Genomic DNA, 21,728 nt, shown 5'->3' with positions numbered 1-21,728 from the left:
CGTTTCCGGTGTCCCCCCTGTCGGTCTGCTAGTCGCGGGCCGCGGTCAGATGTTCCGCGTGTTCCTGGAGGGAACCGACGCCGACGCCTCCGTTGGTGAGCGCGTCGATGCCCTGGACGGCGGCGGCGAGCGCCTGGACCGTCGTCAGGCACGGCACGGACCGGGCCACGGCCGCGGTACGGATCTCGTAGCCGTCGAGGCGGCCGCCCGTGCCGTACGGCGTGTTGACGATGAGGTCGACCTCGCCGTCGTGGATCAGCTGGACGATGGTCCGCTCGCCCTGCGGGCCGACGCCCTCGGACTGCTTGCGCACGATCGTGGCGTTGATGCCGTTGCGCTTGAGGACCTCGGCGGTGCCGGAGGTGGCGAGCAGCTCGAAGCCGTGGGCGACGAGTTCGCGCGCCGGGAAGATCATCGAGCGCTTGTCGCGGTTGGCGACCGAGATGAACGCGCGGCCCGTGGTGGGCAGCGGGCCGTAGGCGCCGGCCTGCGACTTGGCGTACGCCGTGCCGAAGACCGAGTCGATGCCCATGACCTCACCGGTGGAGCGCATCTCCGGGCCGAGGACGGTGTCGACGCCGCGGCCGTGGATGTCACGGAAGCGCGACCACGGCATGACGGCCTCCTTGACGGAGATCGGCGCGTCCATCGGGAGGGTGCCGCCGTCGCCGTTCGCCGGGAGGAGCCCCTCCGCGCGCAGCTCGGCGATGGTCGCGCCCAGCGAGATGCGGGCGGCGGCCTTGGCGAGCGGGACCGCGGTCGCCTTCGAGGTGAAGGGGACGGTGCGCGAGGCGCGCGGGTTGGCCTCCAGGACGTAGAGGATGTCGCCGGAGAGCGCGAACTGGATGTTGATCAGCCCGCGTACGCCGACGCCCTTGGCGATGCCCTCGGTGGAGGCCCTCAGCCGCTTGATGTCGTGGCCGCCGAGGGTGATCGGGGGCAGCGCGCAGGCGGAGTCGCCGGAGTGGATGCCGGCTTCCTCGATGTGCTCCATCACGCCGCCGAGGTAGAGCTCGGTGCCGTCGTAGAGCGCGTCGACGTCGATCTCGATCGCGTCGTCGAGGAAGCGGTCGACCAGGACCGGCCGGGTGGGGCTGATCTCGGTGGACTCGGCGATGTACGAGGAGAGCCGGGTCTCGTCGTAGACGATCTCCATGCCGCGGCCGCCGAGCACGTAGCTGGGGCGGACGAGGACGGGGTAGCCGATCTCGTCGGCGATGGCCTTGGCCTCGTCGAAGGTGGTGGCCGTGCCGTGCTTCGGGGCCGGGAGTCCGGCCTCGGCCAGGACGCGGCCGAAGGCGCCGCGGTCCTCGGCGGCGTGGATCGCCTCCGGGGACGTGCCGACGACCGGGACGCCGTTGTCCTTGAGCGCCTGCGAGAGACCCAGCGGGGTCTGGCCGCCAAGCTGGACGATGACACCGGCGACCGGGCCCGCGAGGGTCTCGGCGTGCACGATCTCCAGCACGTCCTCCAGCGTCAGCGGCTCGAAGTACAGGCGGTCGGAGGTGTCGTAGTCGGTGGAGACGGTCTCCGGGTTGCAGTTGACCATCACGGTCTCGTAGCCCGCGTCGCTCAGCGCGAAGGAGGCGTGGACGCAGGAGTAGTCGAACTCGATGCCCTGGCCGATGCGGTTGGGGCCGGAGCCGAGGATGATCACCGCGGGCCTGGTGCGGGCCGCGACCTCGCTCTCCTCGTCGTAGCTGGAGTAGAAGTACGGCGTCTTCGCGGCGAACTCGGCGGCGCAGGTGTCGACCGTCTTGTAGACCGGGCGGATGCCCAGCGCGTGCCGGACCTCGCGCACGACGTCCTCGCGCAGGCTGCGGATGTCGGCGATCTGGGCGTCGGAGAAGCCGTGCCGCTTGGCCTCGGCGAGCAGCTCGGGGCCCAGCTCGTCGGCGGCGGCGAGCTCGTCGGCGATCTCCTTGATCAGGAAGAGCTGGTCGACGAACCAGGGGTCGATCCTCGTGGCGTCGAAGACCTCCTCCTGGGTGGCGCCGGCCCGGATCGCCTGCATGACGGTGTTGATCCGGCCGTCGGTCGGGCGGACCGCCTCGGCCAGCAGCGCGGCCTTGTCGCCGGGCTCGCCGGTGAAGGCGAACTGCGAGCCCTTCTTCTCCAGCGAGCGGAGCGCCTTCTGGAGCGCCTCGGTGAAGTTCCGGCCGATCGCCATGGCCTCGCCCACCGACTTCATGGTGGTGGTGAGGGTGGAGTCGGCGGAGGGGAACTTCTCGAAGGCGAAGCGGGGGGCCTTGACGACGACGTAGTCGAGGGTCGGCTCGAAGGAGGCCGGGGTCTTCTCGGTGATGTCGTTGGGGATCTCGTCGAGGGTGTAGCCGACGGCGAGCTTGGCGGCGATCTTGGCGATCGGGAAGCCGGTGGCCTTCGAGGCGAGCGCCGAGGAGCGGGAGACGCGCGGGTTCATCTCGATCACGATGACCCGGCCGTCGGTCGGGTCGATGGCGAACTGGATGTTGCAGCCGCCGGTGTCGACGCCGACCTCGCGGATGATCGCGATGCCGATGTCGCGCAGCCGCTGGTACTCGCGGTCGGTGAGCGTCATCGCCGGGGCGACGGTGATCGAGTCACCGGTGTGGACGCCCATCGGGTCGAAGTTCTCGATGGAGCAGACGACCACGACGTTGTCGTTGCGGTCGCGCATCAGCTCCAGCTCGTACTCCTTCCAGCCGAGGATGGACTCCTCCAGGAGCACCTCGGTGGTCGGCGAGAGGGTGAGGCCCTGGCCGGCGATGCGGCGCAGCTCGTCCTCGTCGTGGGCGAAGCCGGACCCGGCGCCGCCCATGGTGAAGGAGGGGCGGACGACGACGGGGTAGCCGCCGAGCGTCTCGACGCCCGCGAGGACGTCGTCCATGGAGTGGCAGATGACCGAGCGGGCGGACTCGCCGTAGCCGATCTTCGCCTTGACGGCCTCGACGACGCCCTTGAAGAGGTCGCGGTCCTCGCCCTTGTGGATGGCCTCGACGTTGGCGCCGATGAGCTCGACGCCGTACTTCTCCAGGACACCGTTCTCGTGCATGGAGATCGCGGTGTTGAGCGCGGTCTGGCCGCCCAGGGTGGGCAGGAGCGCGTCGGGGCGCTCCTTGGCGATGATCTTCTCGACGAACTCGGGGGTGATCGGCTCGACGTACGTGGCGTCGGCGATCTCCGGGTCGGTCATGATCGTCGCCGGGTTGGAGTTCACCAGGACGACGCGCAGGCCCTCGGCCTTGAGCACGCGGCACGCCTGGGTGCCGGAGTAGTCGAACTCGGCGGCCTGCCCGATGACGATCGGGCCGGAGCCGATGACCAGGACGGACTGGATATCGGAGCGCTTAGGCACGCTGGCCCTCCATCAGGGAGACGAAACGGTCGAAGAGGTACGCGGCGTCGTGCGGGCCGGCAGCTGCTTCGGGGTGGTACTGGACGCTGAAGGCGGGCTGGTCGAGGAGGTGGAGCCCCTCGACGACCTGGTCGTTCAGACAGACGTGGGAGACCTCGGCGCGGCCGAACTCGGTGTCGGACACCTTGTCGAGCGGGGCGTCGACGGCGAAGCCGTGGTTGTGCGCGGTGACCTCGACCTTGCCGGTGGTGCGGTCCTGCACGGGCTGGTTGATGCCGCGGTGGCCGTACTTCAGCTTGTAGGTGCCGAAGCCGAGGGCGCGGCCCAGGATCTGGTTGCCGAAGCAGATGCCGAAGAGCGGGGTCTTCCGCTCCAGGACGCCCCGCATGACGGAGACCGGGTGGTCGGCGGTGGCGGGGTCGCCGGGGCCGTTGGAGAAGAAGACGCCGTCGGGGCCGACCGCGTAGACGTCCTCCAGGGTGGCGGTGGCGGGCAGCACATGGACCTCGATGCCGCGCTCGGCCATCCGGCGCGGGGTCATGCCCTTGATGCCGAGGTCGATCGCGGCGACGGTGAACCGCTTGGTGCCGACGGCGGGGACGACGTACGCCTCCTTGGTGGCGACCTCGGCGGCGAGGTCGGCGCCGACCATCCCGGGGGCCTGCTGGACGCGGGCGAGCAGCGTGGCGTCGTCGGCGATCGCGTCACCGGAGAAGATGCCGACGCGCATGGCGCCGCGCTCGCGCAGGTGGCGGGTGAGGGCGCGGGTGTCGATGCCGCTGATGCCGACGACGCCCTGGCGCTCCAGTTCCTCGTCGAGCGAGCGCCGCGAGCGCCAGTTGGAGGGCACCCGGGCGGGGTCGCGGACGACGTAGCCGGAGACCCAGATCCGTCCGGACTCGGGGTCCTCGTCGTTCACCCCGGTGTTCCCGACGTGCGGGGCGGTCATCACGACGACCTGGCGGTGGTACGAGGGGTCGGTCAGCGTCTCCTGGTAGCCGGTCATGCCGGTGGAGAAAACCGCCTCGCCGAAGGTCTCCCCCACGGCCCCGTAGGCGCGGCCGCGGAAGGCGCGGCCGTCCTCCAGGACGAGTACGGCGGGAGCCTGGGCGGCTCCCCGGGTGGAGATCGTCATCGTGCGGTGCCTTCCGTAGTTCTGGTGAGTCGGTCGATGGCCTCGACCCAGGCGGGGTGCTCGGCGGAGTGGTCGGAGCGGAAGCCGGAGTCGATCAGCTTGTCGCCGTGGGCCCAGGTGATGATCAGCAGGCCGCCCTCGGGGAGGACCTTGCCGGCGATTCCCTTGTCGAGCCGGGCCTCGCGCAGCGCGGCGGCCGGCACGAAGAAGTCGGCCGCGCCGGGGCGTACGACGTCGAGGCCCTGGGCGGTCAGGGTGAGCTCGACGCGGCTGCGGGTGCCGAGGCCGCGGGCGACGATCCGGTCGAGCCACTGTCCGGCGGTGGTCGAGGCGTGGTACCGGCCGGTCAGTGTGAGCAGTTTCTCGCCGTCCGCGAACCCTTCCGGGGTGGCGGCGAGTTCCGGCAGGTCGGACTGGAGGCTGCCCCGCCACTTCCATCCCTGGCGCATCAGCCAGTAGACGAAGGCGATGAGGACGATCAGTCCGACGACCCAGCTGATCCGGGCGGACCAGTCGGTCACCTCTGCCGACTTCTGTTCGGCAGCGAGCTGGTGCAGGGGGATGAGTGATGTCACGCGAGCTTCCCGTCGACGACCGTTGCACGGCCCCGCAGGAAGGTGTGGGTGACTCGGCCCGGCAGCTCGCGCCCCTCGTACGGAGTGTTGCGGCTGCGGGACGCGAAGCCCGCGGGGTCCACGACACCACGGTATGCCGGATCGACCAGGGTGAGGTTGGCGGGTTCACCGGCCGAGACGGGCCGGCCGTGTCCTTCGAGCCGGCCGATGGCGGCCGGCCGGAACGACATCCGGTCGGCGACGCCCGCCCAGTCGATGAGCCCGGTGTCGACCATCGTCTGCTGGACCACGGAGAGCGCGGTCTCCAGGCCCACCATGCCCATGGCGGCGGCGGCCCACTCGCAGTCCTTGTCCTCGTGCGGGTGCGGGGCGTGGTCGGTGGCGACGCAGTCGATGGTGCCGTCGGCGAGCGCCTCGCGCAGCGCCCTGACGTCGGCCTCGGTGCGCAGCGGCGGGTTCACCTTGTAGACCGGGTCGTAGGACCGTACGAGCTCGTCGGTGAGGAGGAGGTGGTGCGGGGTGACCTCGGCGGTGACGTTCCAGCCCTTGGACTTGGCCCAGCGGACGATCTCGACGGAACCGGCGGTCGACAGGTGGCAGATGTGCACCCGGGAGCCGACGTGGGCGGCGAGCAGGACGTCGCGGGCGATGATCGACTCCTCGGCGACGGCGGGCCAGCCGCCGAGGCCGAGTTCGGCGGAGACGACGCCCTCGTTCATCTGGGCGCCCTCGGTGAGGCGGGGCTCCTGGGCGTGCTGGGCGACGACGCCGTCGAAGGCCTTCACGTACTCCAGCGCACGGCGCATGATCACCGCGTCGTCCACGCACTTGCCGTCGTCGGAGAAGACCTTCACCCCGGCGGCCGAGTCGTGCATGGCGCCGAGCTCGGCGAGCTTCCTGCCCTCCAGGCCGACCGTGACGGCGCCGATCGGCTGCACGTCGCAGTAGCCGGACTCCTTGCCGAGCCGCCAGACCTGCTCGACGACGCCGGCGGTGTCGGCGACGGGGAAGGTGTTCGCCATGGCGTGCACGGCGGTGAAGCCGCCGACGGCCGCGGCCTTGGTGCCGGTGAGGACGGTCTCGGAGTCCTCGCGGCCGGGCTCGCGCAGATGGGTGTGGAGGTCGACCAGGCCGGGCAGCAGGATCCGGCCCTCCGCCTCGACGACGGTCGCGTCCCCGGCGTCGAGGCCGGTGCCGACCGCCGCGACGGTCTCGCCGTCGATGAGGACGTCCTGGGGGTCGCCGCCGAGGATCCTCGCGCCGCGGATAAGGATCTTGCTCATGGTCACTTGTTCTCCTCGGTACGGGACGGGGCGGCGGGGGCGGCGGATTCGTACCCCCCGAGCAGCAGGTACAGGACGGCCATGCGGATCGAGACTCCGTTGGCGACCTGCTCGACGGCCGTGCAGCGGTCGGAGTCGGCGACCTCGGCGGTGATCTCCATGCCGCGCACCATCGGGCCGGGGTGCATGACGACGGCGTGTTCCGGCATCCGCGCCATGCGGTCGGCGTCCAGCCCGTAGCGGCGGGAGTACTCGCGCTCGGTCGGGAAGTACGCGGCGTTCATCCGTTCACGCTGCACACGCAGCATCATCACCGCGTCGGACTCCGGCAGCACCTCGTCGAGGCCGTAGCTGACCTCGCAGGGCCACTGCTCGACGCCGACCGGGACGAGGGTCGGCGGGGCCACCAGGGTGACGTGGGCGCCGAGGGTGTGCAGCAGGTGGACGTTGGAGCGGGCCACCCGGCTGTGCAGGATGTCCCCGACGACGGTGATCCGGCGGCCTTCGAGGTCCCGGCCGAGACCGCTGTCGGCCCCGACCAGGCGGCGGCGCATCGTGAAGGCGTCCAGGAGGGCCTGGGTGGGGTGCTCGTGGGTGCCGTCACCGGCGTTGACGACGGCGCCGTCGATCCAGCCGGAGGTGGCGAGGCGGTACGGGGCACCGGAGGCGCCGTGCCGGATGACGACGGCGTCGGCGCCCATCGCCTCCAGCGTCAGCGCGGTGTCCTTGAGCGACTCGCCCTTGGAGACGGACGAGCCCTTCGCGGAGAAGTTGATGACATCGGCGGAGAGCCGCTTGGCGGCGGCCTCGAAGGAGATGCGGGTACGCGTCGAGTCCTCGAAGAAGAGGTTGACGACGGTACGGCCGCGCAGGGTCGGGAGCTTCTTGATCGGCCGGTCCGCGACCCTGGCCATCTCCTCGGCGGTGTCGAGGATCAGGACGGCGTCGTCGCGGGTGAGATCGGCGGCCGAGATGAGGTGGCGCTTCATCTGGGTGTTCTCCGGGGGCTGGAGGATTCAGGCGTGCGGGCGTGCGGAAGCAGCCGTACGGGCCCGTCGGGGGCCGTACGGGTGGGGTGGAGCTACTGCCCGCCCGCCGGGGCGGTCCGCTCGACGCCGAGCAGCACGGCGTCCCGGCCGTCCTCCTCGGCGAGCTGGACCTTGACCGTCTCCCGCAGCGACGTGGGGAGGTTCTTGCCGACGTAGTCGGCACGGATCGGGAGTTCGCGGTGGCCGCGGTCGACGAGGACCGCGAGCTGCACGGCGCGGGGCCGGCCGATGTCGCCCAGGGCGTCGAGCGCGGCGCGGATCGTGCGTCCCGAGAAGAGGACGTCGTCGACGAGGACGACCAGGCGGTCCTCGATGCCCTCGCCGGGGATGTCGGTGCGGGCCAGGGCGCGCGCCGGGCGCAGCCGCAGGTCGTCGCGGTACATGGTGATGTCGAGGGAGCCGACCGGCATCTTTCCGCCGGTGATCTCTTCGAGCTTTTCGGCGAGCCTGCGGGCGAGGAACACGCCTCGCGTCGGGATGCCGAGGAGCACCACGTCGTCGGCGCCCTTGGCGCGTTCGACGATCTCGTGGGCGATCCGGGTGAGTACCCGGGCGATGTCGGGAGCCTCCAGAACGGGGCGTGCCGCATTGCCGGTGGCGTCGTGCTGTGCGTCCATAAGAAACGGACCTCCTTCTCCGCCTCACGGGACGGACCTTAAAGGACGTCGAAATTGCGTCAACCACGTTACCAGGGCTTGCGCCGCCCTCCGTCCCCACCCCCGGGAGACGCCGGTCCGGACCATTCGGCTTGACGCATCCAAGTAACGCTGCGTAACCTCACAGTGAGTTACCAGCAACGCGGCGGAGCCGCGAAATGTCCCAGCGTCCGGGGAGCCTTATGTCCAGCGAATACGCAAAACAGCTCGGGGCCAAACTCCGTGCCATCCGCACCCAGCAGGGCCTCTCCCTCCATGGCGTGGAAGAGAAGTCCCAGGGCCGCTGGAAGGCCGTCGTCGTCGGTTCGTACGAGCGCGGCGACCGCGCCGTGACCGTGCAGCGCCTCGCTGAGCTCGCGGACTTCTACGGGGTTCCGGTGCAGGAGCTGCTGCCCGGCACGACGCCCGGAGGGGCCGCCGAGCCGCCGCCGAAGCTGGTGCTGGACCTGGAGCGCCTCGCCCACGTCCCGCCGGAGAAGGCCGGTCCGCTGCAGCGCTACGCGGCGACGATCCAGAGCCAGCGCGGCGACTACAACGGCAAGGTGCTCTCGATCCGCCAGGACGACCTGCGCACCCTGGCCGTGATCTACGACCAGTCGCCGTCCGTGCTCACGGAGCAGCTGATCAGCTGGGGCGTGCTGGACGCCGACGCGCGTCGCGCCGTGGCCCACGAAGAGGGCTGAGGCCCCACAGAAGAAACGTGCCGCCGTGCCGGTGCGGGTTCACTCCTTCGGGTGCCCGCGCCGGCACGGTTTTTTGGTGCGCGCCGACCGGCTCCCGGTCCTCCGCCCGATGCCGAAGCGCCCGCGGTCACCTGACCGCGGGCGCTTCGGAGGCCGAACGTCGCCGGAGGCTACTGCTCCCGGCGGAGGTTCGGCTTGAGGTCCTTGAAGCGGGCCAGCAGCCCGTTCACGAAGGACGGGGAGTCGTCGGTGGAGAACTCCTTGGCGAGCTGGACCGCCTCGTCGATCACCACCGCGTCCGGGGTGCCGTCCACCCAGATCAGCTCGTAGGCACCGAGCCGCAGGATGTTCCGGTCGACGACCGGCATGCGGTCGATCTCCCAGTCCACCGCGTAGGTCACGATGAGGTCGTCGATCCGGTCCGCGTACTGCGCGTACCCCTCGACGAGCTCCATCGTGTACTCGGTGACCGGCGGCTGACGGTCGTCGGCCCGCGAGTGCCGCACCCAGTCCGCGAGGACCGTCTGCACGGATTCGCCGCGCTGGTCGGCCTCGAAGAGGATCTGGAAGGCGCGCTTGCGGGCCTTGTTCCGGGCAGCCACGGTTAGCTGTTCACCCGGCCGAGGTAGTCGCCCGTGCGGGTGTCGACCTTGATCTTCTCACCGGTGGTGATGAAGAGCGGGACGCCGATCTCGTAGTCGGTCTCCAGCGTGGCGGGCTTGGTGCCACCGGTGGAGCGGTCGCCCTGGACACCCGGGTCGGTGTGCTTGACGGTGAGCTCGACGGCGGCCGGCAGCTCGACGTAGAGCACCTCGCCCTCGTGCTGGGCGACGGAGGCGGTGAAGCCCTCGATCAGGAAGTTGGCGGCGTCGCCGACGGCCTTGCGGTCGACCATGAGCTGGTCGTAGGTGTCCATGTCCATGAAGACGAAGTACTCGCCGTCCATGTACGAGAACTGCATGTCGCGACGGTCGATGGTGGCCGTTTCGACCTTCACGCCGGCGTTGAACGTCTTGTCGACGACCTTGCCGGAGAGCACGTTCTTGAGCTTGGTGCGCACAAAGGCCGGGCCCTTGCCGGGCTTGACGTGCTGGAACTCGACGACGGACCAGAGCTGGCCTCCGTCGAGCTTGAGCACCAGGCCGTTCTTGAGGTCGTTCGTGGAAGCCACGGTTGCGGAATCTCCTGGACTGAAGCTGGTGGAACGGCCGAGGATGCGCGCTAGAGCGCGAGCAGCTCCTTGGTCGTAATGGTGAGTAGCTCGGGTCCGCCGTCCGCCTCGGGGCGCACGACGAGCGTGTCATCGATCCGGACCCCGCCCCGGCCCGGGAGGTGGACCCCCGGTTCGACGGTGACCGGCACACAAGCGTCCAGTTTACCCATGGCCGCAGGTGCCAACTGCGGGTCCTCGTCGATTTCGAGTCCCACCCCGTGCCCGGTCCACGGCGCCAGGCCCCCGCCGTGCCCCGCGGAGTCCAGGAGATACCGGGCGGCGCGGTCCACGTCACGGTAGGCGGCACCCGGTACGAGAGCCTCCCGGCCGGCCCGCTGAGCGGCGAAAACCAGGTCGTAGAGTTCGATCTGCCAGTCCGCCGGCGTCGTCCCGATGACGAACGTGCGGCCGATCTCGCAACGGTAGCCGCGGTAGTTCGCGCCCAGGCAGACGGAGAGGAAATCTCCCTCCTCGACCCGTCGGTCCGAGGGACGGTGGCGGCCCTGACCGGAATTCGGGCCGGTGGCGACGGAGGTGGCGAAGGCCGGGCCGTCGGCGCCGTGGTCCACCAGGCGGCGCTCCAGCTCCAGGGCGAGATGCCGTTCGGTGCGGCCCACCAGAATGGATTCGAGGAGTTCGCCCAGCGCCTGGTCGGTGATCTCGGCGGCGATCCGCAGACAGGCGATCTCCTCCTCGTCCTTGACCACCCGCAGCTGTTCGACGGTGGCCCCGAGGTCGGCCAGCCGGAGCCGCGGGGCGACCGAGCCCATGGCCCGGTGGCGGGAGACCGTCAGATGGTGCTCCTCGACGGCGAGGGACTCCGCGCCGCTGGACGTGGCCAGGTCGGCGGCCGCGACCACCGGGTCGCCCTCGGCGGCGGGCAGCACCGAGACCCGCAGCCGGTCGTCGGTACGGCCGTCGGCGGGATCGCCGCCCGGGGCGCGGGGGGAGAGCAGGACGTCCCCGCCGGGCCCGAGCAGCAGCACGGCCCCAGGAGGCGCCCCGCCCGCGAGATAGCGGACGTTGGCGGGGCGGGAGACCAGGGCTGCCGCGGATCCGACGGCGGCGCACCGGTCGCGGAGCAGCCCGCGGCGGACGGCGTACACCTCTGACATGCCACGAGCCTACGAGCGGTGGCGCGGGCCTGCCCGGTCAGCGCATCCGACCGGGGGGCGCCGTCGGGCCGGGAACGCCGCCCGGTGCGGGGTCACCAGGCCGGGGGGCTGGTGAGCGCGCGGGCGAGTATGTCGTCCAGGACGCGGGCGGTGGTCTCCACGTCGTAGGTCGAGTTGTCGATGATCGGCAGTCCGGAGCCGTACCAGCCGGCCATCCTGCCGTGGATCCTGGCCACCTCCTCGTCGGAGAGGCGGCGGTTCCCGCTGCGGGCGGCGTTGCGCTCCAGGACGATCTCCAGGCCGGGCAGCAGCACGACGGGCAGGAGCCCGGGGCCGACATGACGCTTCCAGCCGCCGAGTCCGACCACCGGCCGGTCGGGGAAGACCGCGTCGTCGAGGATGCAGGAGATGCCGTTGGCGAGGAAGTTGCGCGCGGCGAAGCCGCAGGTGCGGCGGGCGAGGCGGTACTGCGCCTCGGAGTGGTCGTTCCACCCGGCCTGGGGGTCGGCGAAACCGGAACAGACCCATTCGCGGACGTCGTCGAGGCTGACATGGGCGGTGGGCACCCGGCGGCGGCTGGCCCAGAGCTTGGCCACGGTGGTCTTCCCGGCGCCCGCGGGGCCGATCAGCAGGACGGCGAGGGTCGCGCTGCCGGTGCCGGGCCCGGCGGGCGGCGCGGGCAGCGGAACGGGGCCGCCGGGCGGCAGCTGGACATGTCCGGTGGTCTCGCGCGAGGGCGGGCCCGGGGCGTGCTGCGGGACCGGCCCGCTCCATCCGCCGGGCGTGGGAGGGGTGGTGGGCGGCGGGCCCGGGTGGCCGGGGTGCTGGGCCTGGTGCGACCAGCCGACGGGCCCGCTTCCCGGGCCTTGGGGCGGCGGCAGCGGGCCCCCCACTGCGTGCTGCATCCGGTGCCACTCCGTCTCGTACAGGCAACTGGCGCTGGTGGAACGGCAACCGTACCGTCCCCGGCCGCCGCAGTGACAACGGTCGGGGACGCGCCACAGTGCCCGGTCGGCCGGGAAGACCCGGTCCGTCAGTCGGTCAGCTCGTCCGCGAGGGCACGCAGGGCGAGGCGGTAGGAGCCGATGCCGAATCCGGCCACGGTCCCCGTGGCGACCGGCGCGACCACGGAGTTGTGGCGGAATTCCTCCCGCGCGTACGGGTTCGAGATGTGCACCTCGATCAGCGGGGCGGTGCGCTGGGCGGCCGCGTCCCGCATCCCGTACGAGTAGTGGGTGAAGGCGCCCGGGTTGAGAACGACCGGAATTGAACCGTCCGCGGCCTCGTGGAGCCAGCGGATCAGCTCGCCCTCGTCGTTGGTCTCGCGGACGTCCACGTCGAAGCCGAGCTCCTTGCCGAGCGCCCGGCAGGTCTCGACGAGCCCGGCGTAGGAGGTGGCGCCGTACACGTCCGGCTCCCGGGAGCCCAGCCGGCCGAGGTTCGGGCCGTTGAGGACGAATACCCGGCGGGTCACGCCGACACCTCCCCGTAGGCGGCGAGCAGCACGGCCGGATCGGGGCCCTCCAGGACGGTGGGCTTGCCCAGGCCGTCCAGGACGATGAAGCGCAGCAGGTCGCCGCGGGACTTCTTGTCGACCTTCATGTTCTCCAGCAGCTTGGGCCACTGGTCGCCGCGGTAGGTGAGCGGAAGCCCGACGGACTCCAGGACGGTGCGGTGCCGGTCGGCGGTGGCGTCGTCGAGGCGTCCGGCCAGCCGGCCCAGCTCGGCGGCGAAGACCATGCCGACCGAGACGGCCGCGCCGTGCCGCCACTTGTAGCGCTCGTTCTTCTCGATGGCGTGCGCCAGGGTGTGGCCGTAGTTGAGGATCTCGCGCAGCCCGGATTCCTTCAGGTCGCTGGAGACCACCTCGGCCTTGACCCTGATGGCACGCTCGATCAGCTCGGCGGTGTGCGGTCCGTTGGGCGTGCGGGCGCCCTCCGGGTCCGCCTCGACGAGGTCGAGGATGGCCGGGTCGGCGATGAACCCGGCCTTGATCACCTCGGCCATTCCGCTGACGTAGTCGTGGACGGGCAGCGAGTCCAGGGCGGCGAGGTCGCAGAGGACCCCGGCCGGCGGGTGGAAGGCGCCGACCAGGTTCTTGCCCTCGGCGGTGTTGATGCCGGTCTTGCCGCCGACGGCCGCGTCGACCATGCCGAGCACGGTCGTCGGCACGGCGATCCAGCGCACCCCGCGCAGCCAGCTCGCCGCGACGAACCCGGCGACGTCGGTGGTGGCGCCGCCGCCCACGCCGACGATCACGTCGGTGCGGGTGAAGCCGGTCTGCCCGAGCGCCTTCCAGCAGTAGGCGGCGACCTCGACGGTCTTGGCCTCCTCGGCGTTCGGCAGCTGGATCGCGATGGCCTCGTAGCCCTCGTCGGCGAGGTCCTGGCGGACCGCCTCACCGGTCTCCGCGAGCGCCTCGGGGTGGAGCACCGCGACGCGCCTGGCGCGGTCGCCGATGAGCGCGGGCAGCTCGCCCAGCAGCTGCCGGCCGACCAGCACCTCGTACGGGTCGGTGCCCGCGCTGCCTGCGATCGCGATACGGGTGGGGCCCTGTTCGGTCATACGTGTGTTCTCCCGGCCGGAGGGGACGGGCTCGCCCGTTCGCTCCGGCAGTTCCAGTGCGTCGAGGACCGCCTGGGCGACCTCTTCGGGGGTGCGCTCGTCGGTGGCGACGGTCACTCGGGCCACCTCGGTGTACAGGTGGCGGCGGGCGTCCATCAGCTCGCGCCACTGCCGGCGCGGGTTGACGGCGAGCAGCGGGCGGGCGGTGTTCAGGCCGACCCGTCTGACGGCCTCCTCCACGTCCATCGAGAGGTAGACGACGGGGCGCCCGGCGAGCAGGGCGCGGGTCGTGTCGTCGAGCACGGCGCCGCCGCCGAGCGAGAGGACCCCCGTGTGCTCGGCGACGGCGGTGAGCACCGCCTGCCGCTCCAGCGCGCGGAAGTGCTCCTCGCCCTCGTCGTAGAAGATCTCGGAGATCGGCTTGCCCGCCGTGGCCACGACGTCCGCGTCGGTGTCCCGGTAGCCGGTGCCGAGCCGGTCGGCGAGCAGCTCGCCGACCGTGGACTTGCCGACGCCCATCGGGCCGACGAGGACGATCAGGGGGCCGCTCACCGGATCTGGAGGTGGTCGAGGTACGACTGCACGTTGCGGCGGGTCTCGGGGACGCTGTCGCCGCCGAACTTCTCCGCGACGGCGTCGGCCAGGACCAGGGCGACCATCGCCTCGGCGACGATGCCCGCGGCCGGAACGGCGCAGACATCGGAGCGCTGGTGGTGGGCCTTGGCGGCTTCGCCCGTGACGACATCGACGGTGGCGAGCGCGCGCGGCACGGTCGCGATGGGCTTCATCGCGGCACGGACCCGCAGCAGCTCACCGGTGGTCAGGCCGCCCTCGGTGCCGCCGGAGCGGCCGGAGGCGCGCTTGATGCCGTCCTCGGTGACCAGGATCTCGTCGTGCGCCTTGGAGCCGGGGACCCGGGCCAGGTCGAAGCCGTCGCCGACCTCGACCCCCTTGATGGCCTGGATGCCCATCAGCGCGGCGGCGAGCCGGGCGTCGAGCCGGCGGTCCCAGTGGACGTGCGAGCCGAGGCCGACGGGCACGCCGTAGGCCAGCACCTCGACGACGCCGCCGAGGGTGTCGCCGTCCTTGTGGGCCTGGTCGATCTCCGCGACCATCGCCTCGCTCGCGTCGGCGTCCAGGCAGCGCACCGGGTCGGCGTCCAGGCGCTCGACGTCGGCGGGCACCGGGTAGACGCCGTAGGGCGCCTTGGCCGCGGCCAGCTCGACGACATGGCTGACGATCTCGATCCCGGCGGTCTCCTTGAGGTACGACCGGGCGACGGCGCCGAGTGCGACGCGGGCCGCGGTCTCCCGGGCGCTGGCGCGCTCCAGGACCGGCCGGGCCTCGTCGAAGCCGTACTTCTGCATGCCCGCGAGGTCGGCGTGGCCGGGCCTCGGGCGGGTCAGCGGGGCGTTGCGGGCCAGGGCGGCCAGCTCGTCGGGGTCGACCGGGTCGGCCGACATGACCTGCTCCCACTTGGGCCATTCGGTGTTGCCCACCATCACGGCGACCGGGGAGCCCATGGTGAGACCGTGACGCACCCCGCCGAGGAAGGTGACCTCGTCCTTCTCGAACTTCATCCGCGCACCGCGGCCGTAACCGAGCCGGCGCCGGGCGAGTGCGTCCGCCACCATCTCCGTGGTGATCGGGACGCCGGCGGGAAGACCCTCCAGCGTCGCCACGAGTGCGGGGCCGTGCGACTCCCCCGCGGTCAGCCAGCGCAACCTGCTCAACGGTGCTCCTCATGCTCGCGCCTGGAACTGCGACGGCGCGACCGGGTGCGCGGCCCTGGCCCGCCGCCCCCGATCCTCCCACGACCGGGGACCCGGACCGGTCGCCGGTCCAGCAGCCGGACGGATCGCACCGGCGGGCGAGCGGGTTCAGCGGGCGGCGAGCGCCGCTTCCCCGGCCTTCCGCATGGCGGCGAGCGGCGCGGGGGCGCGGCCCGTCATCCGCTCGACCTGGAGGACCGCCTGGTGCACCAGGAGGTCGAGACCTCCGACCACTGCCCCGCCGCGGGCCGCCCAGGCGGCGGCGATCCGGGTGGGCCACGGCTCGTACAGCACGTCGAAGAGCGTGCCCGGGTGCTCCGGTACGGCGTCGGTCAGGGCGTCCGTGGCACCGGCCGGGGTGGTGGCGATGACCAGCGGGGCGTGCAGCGCCCGTTCGGCCTCCGCCCAGTCGGCGATCCGGACGTCGACGCCGAGGCGCTCTCCCCAGCCGCGCATCTCCTGGCCGCGTTCCCGGCTGCGGACATAGGCGGTGACCGGTCCCGTGCAGATCTCGGACAGTGCGGCGAGCGCCGACGAGGCGGTCGCCCCGGCACCGAGGACGGCGGCGGACCCGGTCTTCTCCACGCCGCGTTCGCGCAGCGCGGCGATCATCCCGGGGATGTCGGTGTTGTCGCCGGTCCGCCGGCCGTCCTCGGTGAGGACGACCGTGTTGACGGCCTCCACCGACGACGCGGTCCCGCTGAGGGAGTCGAGCAGCGGGATGACCGCCCGCTTGAGCGGCATGGTCAGCGAGAGCCCGGCCCAGTCGGGGCCGAGCCCCTCGATGAAGCCCGGCAGCGCGGCCTCGTCGATCTCGAACCGCTCGTACGTCCAGTGGGTGAGCCCGAGTTCCGCGTACGCGGCCCGATGCAGGACGGGCGAGAGCGAGTGCGCGATGGGCGAGCCGAGGACGGCCGCCCGGTGGCGCCGGTCAGCCGAGGCCATGGAGTTCCTTGAATTTCTGGTTGAGTTTCTCGTGCTCGTCGGCCGTCTTGGTGAACTGGGTCTTCTTGCCGTCGAGCGAGATGAAGAACATCCACCCGTCACCGGTGGGGTTGAGCGTGGCCCGCAGTGCCTCGTCGCCCGGGTTGCTGATCGGACCCGGCGGAAGGCCCGCATGGTAATAGGTGTTGTACGGGTCCGGGTTGGTCCGGATCTCGTTGGAACCGATCTTGATCTTGCTCTGGTTCTTGAGGTAATTGAACGCGGAGTCGAATTCGAGCTTGCGGTTCGTGGCGGTGTTGTCGGGCTTCAGGCGGTTGTAGACGACTTCGGCCATCTTGCGGAAGTCGTCGTGCGTGAGCCCCTCCGCCTGGACCAGGCTGGCGACCGTGAGGACCTGCCACGGGCCGTCCAGCTTGTACTTCTTGGCCGCCGCTTCGAGGTCGAGCTTGTCGTACTCCTCGTTGGCGCGGGAGACCATCTTCTTCAGAAGGGCCTCCGGCTTGGTCTCCGTGGTGACCGGATAGGCGGCCGGGTACAGGAACCCTTCCAACGGGTCCTTGACGTTCTTGCCGTTGACCGCCCAGCCGGGCAGGCCGAATTCGGACCTCTTGGCCTTGGCGATGTCCTTGGTCGTGCCCATCTTGAGGTCCAGCTTCTTGTCGATCATCTCGTAGACGGCGACATTGCGGAAACCTTCGGGAATCACCAGAAGATTCTGGCTCTTCGGGTCGACCATCATCTTCACGGCCTCGGCCGCCGACATCTTCTCGTGGAGGAGATAGACGCCCGCCTGGATCGACTTCCCCTTGGGGTTCTCGCTCTGCGCGGAGATGAACGCGTCGACGCTCTTGACGACACCCTTCTTCTTCAGGATGTTGCCGATGTCGGAGCCGAAGGAGCCCTTGGGGATCTCCACCTCGACCGACCCCGAGCCGCTGCCCGCGTAGTCGGGCGCCGCGCCGAACTTGTCCTTCCAGTACGTGTAGCCGAAGTAGCTCGCCCCGCCGAGGCCACCGACCAGGACCAGGGAGACGACCAGACAGGCGCAGCCGTTGCGGCTCTTCTTCTTGCCCTTGCCGCGGCGCTCGTTGCCACCGCGGCTGCCGCGGCGCGACGCGCGCGAGTCGTCGTACTCGTCGTCCCCGTCGTCGCCTTTGCCCCCTTTGTCCTCGGGATCGTCGGCGCCCGTGAAGAAGGGGTGCGTCTCCTCCGGCTGGACCTCCGGGTCCCAGTCCGGGTTCTCCGGCGGGGCCTGCTGGGGAGCGGCGGCCTCACGACGGCCGGGCGGCTGCGGCGGCGGATAGGCCTCCGGCGTGCCGTAGTAGTCGTGCGTCTCGCCGTAGCCGGGCTGCCCGGCGTCGTACGGGTCGGCCGGCTGGGGGGCGTACGGCATCGGGGCGGGCTGCTGCCCGGTGCCCCAGCCGCCGTTGTCGTACTGCGGCTGCTGGGGCTGCTGGGGCTGGTGCGCATACGGGTCCTGCGGGACCCCGTAGTCCGGCTGCTGCTGGTAGTGCTGCTGGGCGTACGGGTCGTGCGGCTGCCCGGACTGCTGGGGCTGCTGCTGGGCGTACGGATCGTGCGGCTGCGGCTGCTGGGGGTGCTGCGCGTACGGATCGTGCCCCTGCGGCTGCTGGGGCTGCTGCGCGTACGGGTCCTGGGGGTAGGGCTGCTGCTGGCCGTACTGGTTCTGGCCGTGGGGGGACTGCTGTCCGCCCCATCCCTGGTCCCCGTACAGGGGATCCTCGGGATGCCACGGTTCGGAGCCGGGGCCCCGGCCATACTCAGTCATCGATCCCCTAGAGCCGCGAGACGACGTTCCGTCTCTTGCTGTGCGGTGTTTGTTCGAAGCCACCGCCGCATCGCGCGGAACGTTACCGTATCGCGATCAGGCAACCACTTCGACGCCTTCGCCGGGTGCCCTGCCCGACGCCCGTTCGGACTCCAGAGCGTTCTGAAGGATCACCACAGCGGCAGCTTGGTCGATGACGGATCGGCCTTTCTTGGACTTCACGCCCGAAGCGCGCAGCCCTTGACTGGCCGTCACTGTGGTCATCCTCTCGTCCACCAGCCGTACCGGAATGGGTGCGACCGAGCGGGCGACCTCCTGGGCGAAGACCCGGATCTTGGCCGCGGCGGGTCCCTCGCCGCCGCCGAGGGAGCGCGGCAGACCGATGACGATCTCGATCGGCTCGTACTCCTCGACGATCTGCCCGAGCCGCCGGTGGGCCGCCGGGACATCACGTCCCGGAACGGTCTCCACCGGCGTGGCGAGGATCCCGTCGGGGTCGCACGAGGCGACCCCGATCCGGGCGTCCCCGACGTCGATCGCGAGACGGCGACCGCGGCGCATCTGCGTCATTCCCGTCGTCACGCCGTCTCGGTGACGAGGCGTTCGACGGCGGAGACCGCGGCGCCGATGGCCTCGGGGTCCTGGCCGCCGCCCTGGGCGACGTCCGGCTTGCCGCCACCGCCGCCGCCGAGGGTCTTGGCGGCGGTACGCACCAGGTCACCGGCCTTGAGACCGCGTTCGCGGGCGGCCTCGTTGGTGGCGATGACGGTCAGCGGGCGGCCGTTGGCGGTGGTGAACAGGGCCACGACGGCCGGCCGGCCGCCCTGGATGCGGCCACGGACGTCGAGGACGAGCTTGCGCAGGTCGTCGGCGGTCGTGCCGTCGGGGACCTGGCCGGTGACCAGGGCGACGCCGCGTACGTCCTTGGCGGACCCGGCCAGTCCGGCGGCGGCCTGGAGGACCTTCTCCGCGCGGAACTTCTCGATCTCCTTCTCGGCGTCCTTCAGCTTGCCGAGCATTCCGGCGATCTTCTCCGGCAGCTCCTCGGGGCGGCCCTTGACCAGCTCCTGGAGCTGGGCGACGACCGTGTGCTCCTTGGCGAGGAAGTTGTACGCGTCGACGCCGACGAGGGCCTCGATGCGTCGCACGCCGGAACCGATGGACGACTCACCGAGCAGCTTCACCAGACCCAGCTGGGCGGTGTTGTGGACGTGCGTACCGCCGCAGAGCTCCTTGGAGAAGTCCCCGATGGTGACGACCCGGACCCGCTCGCCGTACTTCTCGCCGAACTCGGCGATGGCGCCCTGCTTCTTGGCCTCGTCGATCGACATGACCTCGGCCTGGACGTCGAGTTCGCGCGAGAGCACGTCGTTGATCTTCTGCTCGACGTCGGTCATGACCGAGCCGGGGACGGCGTTGGGCGAGCCGAAGTCGAAGCGGAAGCGGCCGGGCTGGTTCTCGGAACCGGCCTGGGCGGCCGTCGGGCCGAGCGCGTCGCGCAGGGCCTGGTGCGTGAGGTGCGTGGCGGAGTGGGCGCGGGCGATGGCACGGCGGCGCTTGACGTCGATCGACGCGAAGGCCGGAGCACCGACGGTGACCTCGCCGACCTGGACGACGCCCTTGTGGACGTGGACCCCGGGCACCGGCTTCTGGACGTCGCGGACCTCGATGACGGCGCCGGTGTCGAGCCGGATCCGGCCCTGGTCGGCGATCTGGCCGCCGCCCTCGGCGTAGAACGGGGTGCGGTCGAGCACGACCTCGACCTCGTCGCCCTCGGAGGCGGCCGGGGAGGACACGCCGTCGACGAGGAGGCCGACGATGGTCGACTCGCCCTCGGTGGTCGTGTAGCCGGTGAAGTCGGTGGCGCCGGAGTTGTCGGCGACCTCGCGGTAGGCCGACAGGTCGGCGTGACCGGTCTTCTTGGCACGGGCGTCCGCCTTGGCGCGGTCGCGCTGCTCCTTCATCAGGCGGCGGAAGCCGTCCTCGTCCACCGAGAGGCCCTGTTCGGCGGCCATCTCCAGGGTGAGGTCGATCGGGAAGCCCCAGGTGTCGTGGAGCAGGAACGCCTTGTCGCCGGCGAGCACCTTGCCGCCGGCGGCCTTGGTTTCGGTGACGGCGGTGTCGAGGATGTTGGTGCCGCCCTTGAGCGCCTTGAGGAAGGCGCCCTCCTCGGCGAGGGCGACGGTCTCGATGCGCTTGCGGTCGGTGATCAGCTCCGGGTACTGCTGCCCCATCGTGTCAATCACGACGTCGACCAGGTCCTTGACGACCGGTCCGGTGGCGCCCAGCAGCCGCATGTTGCGGATGGCCCGGCGCATGATGCGGCGCAGGACGTAGCCGCGGCCCTCGTTGCCCGGCGTGACGCCGTCGCCGATGAGCATCACGGAGGTGCGGATGTGGTCGGCGACCACGCGGAGCGAGACGTCCGAGCCGTGGTCGGCGCCGTACCGGACGCCGGTCAGTTCGGTGGCCTTGTCCATGACGACGCGCAGGGTGTCGGTCTCGTACATGTTCTGTACGCCCTGGAGGATCATGGCGAGGCGTTCCAGGCCCAGACCCGTGTCGATGTTCTTCGACGGCAGGTCGCCGAGGATCGGGAAGTCCTCCTTGCCGTCACCGGCGCCCCGCTCGTACTGCATGAAGACCAGGTTCCAGATCTCCACGTACCGCTCGTCGTTGACGGCCGGGCCGCCCTCGACACCGAACTCGGGGCCGCGGTCGTAGTTGATCTCGGAGCAGGGGCCGCAGGGGCCGGGGACGCCCATGGACCAGAAGTTGTCCTTCTTGCCCAGGCGCTGGATGCGCTCGGCGGGAACGCCGATCTTGTCGCGCCAGATGGCCTCGGCCTCGTCGTCGTCGAGGTAGACCGTGATCCACAGCCGCTCGGGGTCGAGGCCGTAGCCGCCCTCCGCCACGGGGCTCGTCAGAGCCTCCCAGGCGTAGGAGATGGCGCCTTCCTTGAAGTAGTCGCCGAAGGAGAAGTTGCCGCACATCTGGAAGAACGTGCCGTGCCGGGTGGTCTTGCCGACCTCTTCGATGTCCGGCGTACGGACGCACTTCTGCACGCTGGTGACGCGCGGGGCGGGCGGCTTGACCTCACCGAGGAAGTACGGCTTGAAGGGGACCATGCCCGCGGGGACCAGCAGCAGAGTCGGGTCGTCCGCGATGAGCGACGCCGAAGGGACGACGGTGTGACCGCGCTCCTCGAAGAAGCTCAGCCAGCGGCGACGAATTTCAGCCGACTCCATCAGTGGTCCTCATTCCGGTTGTACGACGTGTAGGGGAGCTTGCGGTGTGCGGTGGCCTTGAGGGCCCGGTGGGGCCCGACGGGATCGGACGCCTCGACGACGTAGTGCGGGCGGACCGGGAGGTCCTGGTCGACCGGCGCCGCCAGACCGAGCGCCTCGCCCAGTTCCGCTTCGCGCCGGGCCATGGACTCCCGGACGTCCAGGGCGAAGTCCTTGAGCTTGTGCCCGGTCTCGATCGCCCTGTCCGCGGCCTGCGCCGCCAGGCTCTCGGGGGTCAGCTGCTTGAGCTTCCGGTTGACCTTGGTGGTGGCCCAGACACCGGCGGCGGCACCGGCGGTGAACCAGAACGTACGGCGGAACATG

At 71.0% G+C, this 21,728-nt stretch carries 19 protein-coding genes; 1 reads left to right on the top strand and 18 read right to left on the bottom strand.

Translation table 11 applies throughout. The features are described from left to right. Positions 1-28: 28 nt before the first annotated feature. The 6 genes from carB to pyrR form a co-directional block, all read right to left on the bottom strand. Entirely contained in the window at positions 29-3,337 is a 3,309-nt protein-coding gene (carB, locus tag ACFVFH_RS19170) for a carbamoyl-phosphate synthase large subunit (RefSeq protein ID WP_383769837.1), read from the bottom strand. Next, positions 3,330-4,472 (bottom strand): glutamine-hydrolyzing carbamoyl-phosphate synthase small subunit, encoded by a 1,143-nt coding sequence (gene carA, locus ACFVFH_RS19165; RefSeq protein ID WP_383769833.1) that lies wholly within the window; start codon positions 4,470-4,472, stop codon positions 3,330-3,332. The genes carB and carA overlap by 8 nt, the downstream gene beginning before the upstream one ends. Beyond that, a complete protein-coding gene (locus ACFVFH_RS19160; RefSeq protein WP_383769830.1) occupies positions 4,469-5,047 on the bottom strand; it encodes a hypothetical protein in 579 nt (192 codons plus the stop codon). The genes carA and ACFVFH_RS19160 overlap by 4 nt, the downstream gene beginning before the upstream one ends. Then, positions 5,044-6,330, bottom strand: coding sequence for a dihydroorotase (locus tag ACFVFH_RS19155; protein WP_383769828.1), 1,287 nt, complete (start codon positions 6,328-6,330; stop codon positions 5,044-5,046). Before ACFVFH_RS19155 ends, ACFVFH_RS19160 begins: the two co-directional genes overlap by 4 nt. Before the next feature lie 2 nt (positions 6,331-6,332). Continuing rightward, on the bottom strand, positions 6,333-7,319 hold the full coding sequence (locus tag ACFVFH_RS19150) for an aspartate carbamoyltransferase catalytic subunit (protein ID WP_383769825.1): 987 nt from the start codon (positions 7,317-7,319) through the stop codon (positions 6,333-6,335). A gap of 92 nt (positions 7,320-7,411) precedes the next feature. After that, the gene (gene pyrR, locus ACFVFH_RS19145; protein ID WP_383769823.1) at positions 7,412-7,996 is read right to left on the bottom strand and encodes a bifunctional pyr operon transcriptional regulator/uracil phosphoribosyltransferase PyrR; all 585 of its coding nucleotides are present in this window, start codon (positions 7,994-7,996) and stop codon (positions 7,412-7,414) included. Between the two features lie 221 nt (positions 7,997-8,217). On the opposite strand from pyrR, the gene bldD reads away from it, so the two are divergent. Continuing rightward, complete coding sequence (gene bldD / locus ACFVFH_RS19140; RefSeq protein WP_014044812.1) at positions 8,218-8,718, top strand: transcriptional regulator BldD; 501 nt, start codon at positions 8,218-8,220, stop codon at positions 8,716-8,718. Between the two features lie 170 nt (positions 8,719-8,888). On the opposite strand, the gene nusB is transcribed toward bldD, so the two are convergent. From nusB to ACFVFH_RS19080, 12 genes are all read right to left on the bottom strand, one after another. Further along, complete coding sequence (nusB, locus tag ACFVFH_RS19135; RefSeq protein WP_383769820.1) at positions 8,889-9,320, bottom strand: transcription antitermination factor NusB; 432 nt, start codon at positions 9,318-9,320, stop codon at positions 8,889-8,891. A gap of 2 nt (positions 9,321-9,322) precedes the next feature. Then, positions 9,323-9,889 (bottom strand): elongation factor P, encoded by a 567-nt coding sequence (efp, locus tag ACFVFH_RS19130; RefSeq protein WP_307128042.1) that lies wholly within the window; start codon positions 9,887-9,889, stop codon positions 9,323-9,325. A gap of 50 nt (positions 9,890-9,939) precedes the next feature. Continuing rightward, a complete protein-coding gene (locus tag ACFVFH_RS19125; RefSeq protein WP_383769817.1) occupies positions 9,940-11,046 on the bottom strand; it encodes an aminopeptidase P family protein in 1,107 nt (368 codons plus the stop codon). A gap of 92 nt (positions 11,047-11,138) precedes the next feature. After that, positions 11,139-11,951, bottom strand: coding sequence for a Pro-rich N-terminal domain-containing protein (locus ACFVFH_RS19120; RefSeq protein ID WP_383769814.1), 813 nt, complete (start codon positions 11,949-11,951; stop codon positions 11,139-11,141). Between the two features lie 128 nt (positions 11,952-12,079). Continuing rightward, a complete protein-coding gene (aroQ, locus tag ACFVFH_RS19115; RefSeq protein WP_329200464.1) occupies positions 12,080-12,520 on the bottom strand; it encodes a type II 3-dehydroquinate dehydratase in 441 nt (146 codons plus the stop codon). Beyond that, a complete protein-coding gene (gene aroB / locus ACFVFH_RS19110; protein ID WP_383769810.1) occupies positions 12,517-14,163 on the bottom strand; it encodes a 3-dehydroquinate synthase in 1,647 nt (548 codons plus the stop codon). The genes aroQ and aroB overlap by 4 nt, the downstream gene beginning before the upstream one ends. Beyond that, on the bottom strand, positions 14,160-15,344 hold the full coding sequence (gene aroC, locus ACFVFH_RS19105) for a chorismate synthase (protein ID WP_383769808.1): 1,185 nt from the start codon (positions 15,342-15,344) through the stop codon (positions 14,160-14,162). Before aroC ends, aroB begins: the two co-directional genes overlap by 4 nt. Positions 15,345-15,491: 147 nt before the next feature. Next, on the bottom strand, positions 15,492-16,328 hold the full coding sequence (locus ACFVFH_RS19100; protein ID WP_383769805.1) for a shikimate dehydrogenase: 837 nt from the start codon (positions 16,326-16,328) through the stop codon (positions 15,492-15,494). After that, the gene (gene mltG, locus ACFVFH_RS19095; RefSeq protein ID WP_383769803.1) at positions 16,315-18,117 is read right to left on the bottom strand and encodes an endolytic transglycosylase MltG; all 1,803 of its coding nucleotides are present in this window, start codon (positions 18,115-18,117) and stop codon (positions 16,315-16,317) included. Before mltG ends, ACFVFH_RS19100 begins: the two co-directional genes overlap by 14 nt. A gap of 96 nt (positions 18,118-18,213) precedes the next feature. Further along, positions 18,214-18,699: a Holliday junction resolvase RuvX gene (gene ruvX, locus ACFVFH_RS19090; protein WP_383769800.1), complete on the bottom strand. Its 486-nt coding sequence runs from the start codon at positions 18,697-18,699 to the stop codon at positions 18,214-18,216. After that, entirely contained in the window at positions 18,696-21,365 is a 2,670-nt protein-coding gene (alaS, locus tag ACFVFH_RS19085) for an alanine--tRNA ligase (protein WP_383769798.1), read from the bottom strand. Before alaS ends, ruvX begins: the two co-directional genes overlap by 4 nt. Next, positions 21,365-21,727 carry a DUF6167 family protein gene (locus ACFVFH_RS19080; RefSeq protein WP_383769795.1) on the bottom strand — a complete coding sequence of 121 codons (363 nt, stop codon included), beginning with the start codon at positions 21,725-21,727 and terminating at the stop codon, positions 21,365-21,367. Before ACFVFH_RS19080 ends, alaS begins: the two co-directional genes overlap by 1 nt. Position 21,728 lies beyond the last annotated feature (1 nt).

Origin of the sequence: Streptomyces sp. NPDC057697 (assembly GCF_042799335.1) — a bacterium.
GTDB lineage: Bacteria > Actinomycetota > Actinomycetes > Streptomycetales > Streptomycetaceae > Streptomyces.
Note: the sequence above shows the minus strand (reverse complement) of the source record. Positions and strands in the feature narration are given on the sequence as shown.

Coding starts and splice junctions, on each gene's coding strand:
- carA (WP_383769833.1), bottom strand. CDS start 4,472: ATGACGATCTCCACCCGGGGAGCCGCCCAGGCTCCCGCCGTACTCGTC.
- ACFVFH_RS19155 (WP_383769828.1), bottom strand. CDS start 6,330: ATGAGCAAGATCCTTATCCGCGGCGCGAGGATCCTCGGCGGCGACCCC.
- ACFVFH_RS19150 (WP_383769825.1), bottom strand. CDS start 7,319: ATGAAGCGCCACCTCATCTCGGCCGCCGATCTCACCCGCGACGACGCC.
- pyrR (WP_383769823.1), bottom strand. CDS start 7,996: ATGGACGCACAGCACGACGCCACCGGCAATGCGGCACGCCCCGTTCTG.
- bldD (WP_014044812.1), top strand. CDS start 8,218: ATGTCCAGCGAATACGCAAAACAGCTCGGGGCCAAACTCCGTGCCATC.
- ACFVFH_RS19125 (WP_383769817.1), bottom strand. CDS start 11,046: ATGTCAGAGGTGTACGCCGTCCGCCGCGGGCTGCTCCGCGACCGGTGC.
- ACFVFH_RS19120 (WP_383769814.1), bottom strand. CDS start 11,951: ATGCAGCACGCAGTGGGGGGCCCGCTGCCGCCGCCCCAAGGCCCGGGA.
- ACFVFH_RS19100 (WP_383769805.1), bottom strand. CDS start 16,328: ATGGCCTCGGCTGACCGGCGCCACCGGGCGGCCGTCCTCGGCTCGCCC.
- mltG (WP_383769803.1), bottom strand. CDS start 18,117: ATGACTGAGTATGGCCGGGGCCCCGGCTCCGAACCGTGGCATCCCGAG.
- alaS (WP_383769798.1), bottom strand. CDS start 21,365: ATGGAGTCGGCTGAAATTCGTCGCCGCTGGCTGAGCTTCTTCGAGGAG.
- ACFVFH_RS19080 (WP_383769795.1), bottom strand. CDS start 21,727: ATGTTCCGCCGTACGTTCTGGTTCACCGCCGGTGCCGCCGCCGGTGTC.